The sequence below is a fragment of the Pseudomonas sp. SDO55104_S430 genome (genome assembly GCF_054070595.1).
In genome coordinates this window covers 1-3,810 of the sequence record NZ_JBSVXG010000364.1, presented here as the reverse complement: position 1 = coordinate 3,810, position 3,810 = coordinate 1, and the positions used below count along the sequence as shown (strand labels likewise).

Annotated in this window: 5 protein-coding genes; 2 read left to right on the top strand and 3 right to left on the bottom strand. The window is 61.4% G+C overall.

All coding sequences use genetic code 11. The features are described 5' to 3' along the window. Positions 1-66 precede the first annotated feature (66 nt). Positions 67-660 carry a nitroreductase family protein gene (locus ACW9JE_RS29435; protein WP_175376167.1) on the bottom strand — a complete coding sequence of 198 codons (594 nt, stop codon included), beginning with the start codon at positions 658-660 and terminating at the stop codon, positions 67-69. Between the two features lie 279 nt (positions 661-939). On the opposite strand from ACW9JE_RS29435, the gene ACW9JE_RS29430 reads away from it, so the two are divergent. Next, positions 940-1,389 (top strand): YcgN family cysteine cluster protein, encoded by a 450-nt coding sequence (locus tag ACW9JE_RS29430; protein WP_224535819.1) that lies wholly within the window; start codon positions 940-942, stop codon positions 1,387-1,389. A gap of 37 nt (positions 1,390-1,426) precedes the next feature. Next, positions 1,427-2,656: a hypothetical protein gene (locus ACW9JE_RS29425; protein ID WP_457434759.1), complete on the top strand. Its 1,230-nt coding sequence runs from the start codon at positions 1,427-1,429 to the stop codon at positions 2,654-2,656. A gap of 60 nt (positions 2,657-2,716) precedes the next feature. Here the strand turns inward: ACW9JE_RS29425 and ACW9JE_RS29420 are convergent, their stop codons facing one another. Both ACW9JE_RS29420 and ACW9JE_RS29415 read right to left on the bottom strand, forming a co-directional pair. Continuing rightward, positions 2,717-3,088 (bottom strand): YgaP family membrane protein, encoded by a 372-nt coding sequence (locus ACW9JE_RS29420; protein ID WP_224535823.1) that lies wholly within the window; start codon positions 3,086-3,088, stop codon positions 2,717-2,719. Positions 3,089-3,177: 89 nt separating this feature from the next. Beyond that, positions 3,178-3,648: an RNA methyltransferase gene (locus ACW9JE_RS29415; RefSeq protein WP_007911337.1), complete on the bottom strand. Its 471-nt coding sequence runs from the start codon at positions 3,646-3,648 to the stop codon at positions 3,178-3,180. Positions 3,649-3,810: the final 162 nt, after the last annotated feature.

Below are 3,810 nucleotides of genomic sequence, written 5' to 3'. Positions count from 1 at the left end.
CAAATAGCTGTCTGACACACCGCATTCGCGAGCAAGCCCGCTCCCACATTCGTTTTGCAGCGTGGCTTAGAGGGTGAAATCACCCTCGGCAGCCAGCTCGCTCAACGGACGACGCGGGCTCGGCTCTTCACGGGCTTGCAGGTACTCGGCCAGCGATGCCTTGTCCCCCAGCTTGCCGATCGCCACGGCGGCGTGCAGCGCATAGCCTTCTGGAATGTTCAAAGTCTTGCGGGTCAGTTCCTGATCGAAACCGGCCATGCCGTGGGTGTGCCAGCCGCTGATGCTCGCTTGCAGCGCCAGATGACCCCAGGCGGAACCGGTGTCGAAGGTGTGCCACAGGGCCGGGGTTTCTTCGCTGGCGCCGGGGGCGGTGAAGGTGGTTTTCGAGATCACGATCACCAACGCCGAGGCGTGTTGCGCCCAGCTGCGGTTGAACTCGTTCAGCAGGCCCAGGTAACGCTCCCAGTTCGGCGTGTCGCGACGGGCGTAGAGAAAGCGCCATGGCTGCGAGTTGTACGCCGATGGCGCCCAGCGCGCGGCTTCGAGGAAGCTCAGCAGGGTTTCGACGGGAATGGCTTCGCCGGTGAAGGCGCGAGGCGACCAGCGATCGGTGAACTGAGGATGGATGACGTAATCGGCAATGCGCGGGTTTGCACTCATCAAGAGATTCCTTGCTACGTTTGAAAGTGAGGGTGTCGTAAACCTGCGAGCGCAGTTGAGCTGGGCGGTGAGGTTTGTCGGGCGCCGTGGCGATTCACCGTAATGCAACGCGGTCGAGCGTTAATGGCACGCGGGCAGGGCGCCTTGCGACTGGCAAAGCTACTGGTCGGAGCAAAAACTGACAAGTCCCGATCTACCGGCAGTCGCCAGTGCTTGGCCCCGGGGGCCTTGGGCACTAGACTGGCGGCCTTTTCACCACCTGATGTTGATGCTTGAGACATGGCCGCCAAAGTCGAACCGTTCTGGATACGCAAAACCCTCGATCAACTCGATCAGGAGGAATGGGAATCGCTGTGCGACGGCTGTGGTCTGTGCTGCCTGCAAAAGCTCGAAGACGAAGAAGACAACAGCGTCTACTACACGCGCATCGCCTGCAAACTGCTGGACCTGAAAACCTGCCAGTGCAGCGATTACCCGAACCGTCGCGCCTCGGTGCCTGATTGCATCCAGCTCACCCCGGGCAAGGCCGATGAGTTCAAATGGCTGCCGCCGACCTGCGGTTATCGCCTGGTCAGCGAGGGCAAGGACCTGCCGTTGTGGCATCACCTGGTGTGCGGCGACCGCGACGCCGTGCATCACGAACGTATTTCTCAGTCCGGGCGTATGCTGGCCGAAGGCAGCGTGCCGGAAGATGACTGGGAAGATCATCTGATTTTCCGCGCGGGTTGATCGCCACGGCGAGTTCGGATTTCACCAAGGAGTGTGTATGGCTGTGGGATGGCGGCGGGCGCTGGTCGTTGGGCTTCTGGCCCTGAGCTCGCCCGTGTGGGCGGCGAAGAAGGTCGATCTGGATTACCACGTGCGTCTGTTGCCGCAAAGTGACCAGGCAGAAGTGCGACTGACCCTGGCCCAGGGCTCGGCGGTGCGCAGCCTGGATTTCGATCTGGGCGACGGCAGCCGCTACAGCGATTTCAAGGCCGACGGCCAGTGGCAACTGACCCCGGGCGCGCAGGCTCGCGGCATCTGGCGCCCGGCAACGGACAAGGCCAGCCTGACCTACCGCGTTCACATCAGCCATGCCCGCAAGAATGGCAGCTTCGACACCCGCATGACCCCGAACTGGGCGCTGCTGCGCGGTGAGGATCTGGTGCCACCGGCCCGGCTCGATCAGCAGGACGGCATCGAACTGGTCTCGCGCCTGGAATTCGAATTGCCCAACGGCTGGAAAAGCGTCGAAACCGCCTGGCCACGTATCGGCAAGAACAAATTCCGCATCGACAACGTTTCCCGATTGTTCGACCGGCCGACCGGCTGGATGCTCGCCGGTAACCTGGGCAGCCGCCGCACCCGCCTGGGGGAAACCGAAGTGACCGTGGCCTCGCCCCAGCGGCAGGGCATGCGGCGCATGGATGTGTTGACCCTGCTGACGTTTGTCTGGCCGCAGGTGCAAGCCGTATATGAACGTCATCCCTCCAAGCTGCTGATTGTCGGCGCCAACGATCCCATGTGGCGCGGCAGCCTCGCGGCCCATGAATCGATCTACCTGAACACTCATTTGCCCTTGGTCAGCGAAAGCGGCAGCAGCGCGCTGGTGCGGGAGTTGGCGCAGCTGTTCGGGCGAATCAACGACAAGCAGCGCAGCGACTGGATCAGCGAAGGTTTCGCCGAGTACTACGCCATCGAACTGGTGCGCCGCGCCGGTGGCATGAGCGACGAGCGCTATCAGAGTTTGCAGGAACGCTTGACCAAGGCTGGCCAGAAAGTCACCACTTTGCGCAGCGAACAGGTCAGCCCGGCGCAGATCGCCAAGGCCGTGGTGCTGATGCAGGAGCTGGACCGCGAGATTCGCCTGAAGACCCGCAACAAGCGTTCGCTGGATGATGTGCTGCGCGGGGCGATGCGCTTGGGGACCCTGGATACCAAGGAGTTCGTTCAGCTCAGTGAGAGCGTGATCGGGGATTCTTCCAAGGTGTTGGACACCGATTTGTTGCAATAAAAAAGATCGCAGCCCGCGCAAGCTCCTGCAGGAGCTGTTGAAGGGTGCGATCTTTAGCTTTTATGCCTTGGGCGATTTCAATGAATCATTGCCGGTTACCGTCGCGGTCTTGGTCGCCGCCTCGGCATTGGCTTTCAGTTGGCTCAATTCCTCACCCGCCCGCTGAATCTTCGCCCGCACGTTGTTCATGTCCTGACGGCTTTTCTCCAGCAGGCTTTTCGCCGAGCTATGGCCAGTGATGCCGCGAGCCAGGGCGACTCCGCCGATAGCCACCTGAATCAAGCCGAAGATCCCGCCACGGCGCAGGCCCTTGCCGACCATCACCACGCCACCGGCCAGGGAGCCCAGGCGTTCCCAGCCTTGGACGTTTTGCTCGGTCGGGCTCTGGAACGGGGTGGAATCGATGCGTTCTACGCGTTTGAGTTCGCTCATGGTCTGTCTCCAGGCAGTGGGGCTTTGATAGGTCGATATTCAAGCTGACTGCCGATCTTGCCCGCTCGTTCCATCCAATGTCGCGAAAATCAGCGGAATTTCGGCCCCGAGCGGGTGTTCAGGCCCTTGGCCATGCGGTCGTAAAGCACGACGTTGACCGTGGCGGCCAGGTTCATGCAGCCGGTGGTGGGGATGTAGACCACGTCTTCGCACCAGTCGCGGATTTCCTTGTCCAGCGAGCCGTCTTCCGGGCCGAAGATGTACAGCGCGCGGTCCGGGTGGGTGTATTCGGGAAGCGGGCGGGCGCCCTCGACCAGTTCCACGGCAACCGGCACGCAATTGAGCGGCAGGATCTTTTTCAGGTCGTCGATGCCGATCAGCGGGATGTCGTAGTGGACGCGCTTGGTGTCGGTGACGAAGTCGGCGGCGCGCTCATAGCGTTTGCCGGTGTAGAACACCGACGCCACGCCATAACAGCCAGCGGCGCGCATCACGGAACCGACGTTCTCTGGTGATTTGGGGTTGTACAAACCGATGCAGCTGTAGCGTTTGTCTGCCACTTGCGGGGTGCCTTTGGGGAAAAAAGCGCGATTATACGGGGATTGGGGGAGGGGTGGTCAGTTTGAGATTGGTGGTGTTTTGAATGGCCTCTTCGCGGGCAAGCCCGCTCCCACAGTGATTGATGGTGATTTCAAAATTTGTGATCACCGCAAAACCCTGTG

What these genes read in the sequence shown, in the direction of transcription:
- ACW9JE_RS29425 (WP_457434759.1), top strand. Translation starts at nt 1,427, where the DNA reads ATGGCTGTGGGATGGCGGCGGGCGCTGGTCGTTGGGCTTCTGGCCCTG.
- ACW9JE_RS29430 (WP_224535819.1), top strand. Translation starts at nt 940, where the DNA reads ATGGCCGCCAAAGTCGAACCGTTCTGGATACGCAAAACCCTCGATCAA.
- ACW9JE_RS29435 (WP_175376167.1), bottom strand. Translation starts at nt 660, where the DNA reads ATGAGTGCAAACCCGCGCATTGCCGATTACGTCATCCATCCTCAGTTC.
- ACW9JE_RS29420 (WP_224535823.1), bottom strand. Translation starts at nt 3,088, where the DNA reads ATGAGCGAACTCAAACGCGTAGAACGCATCGATTCCACCCCGTTCCAG.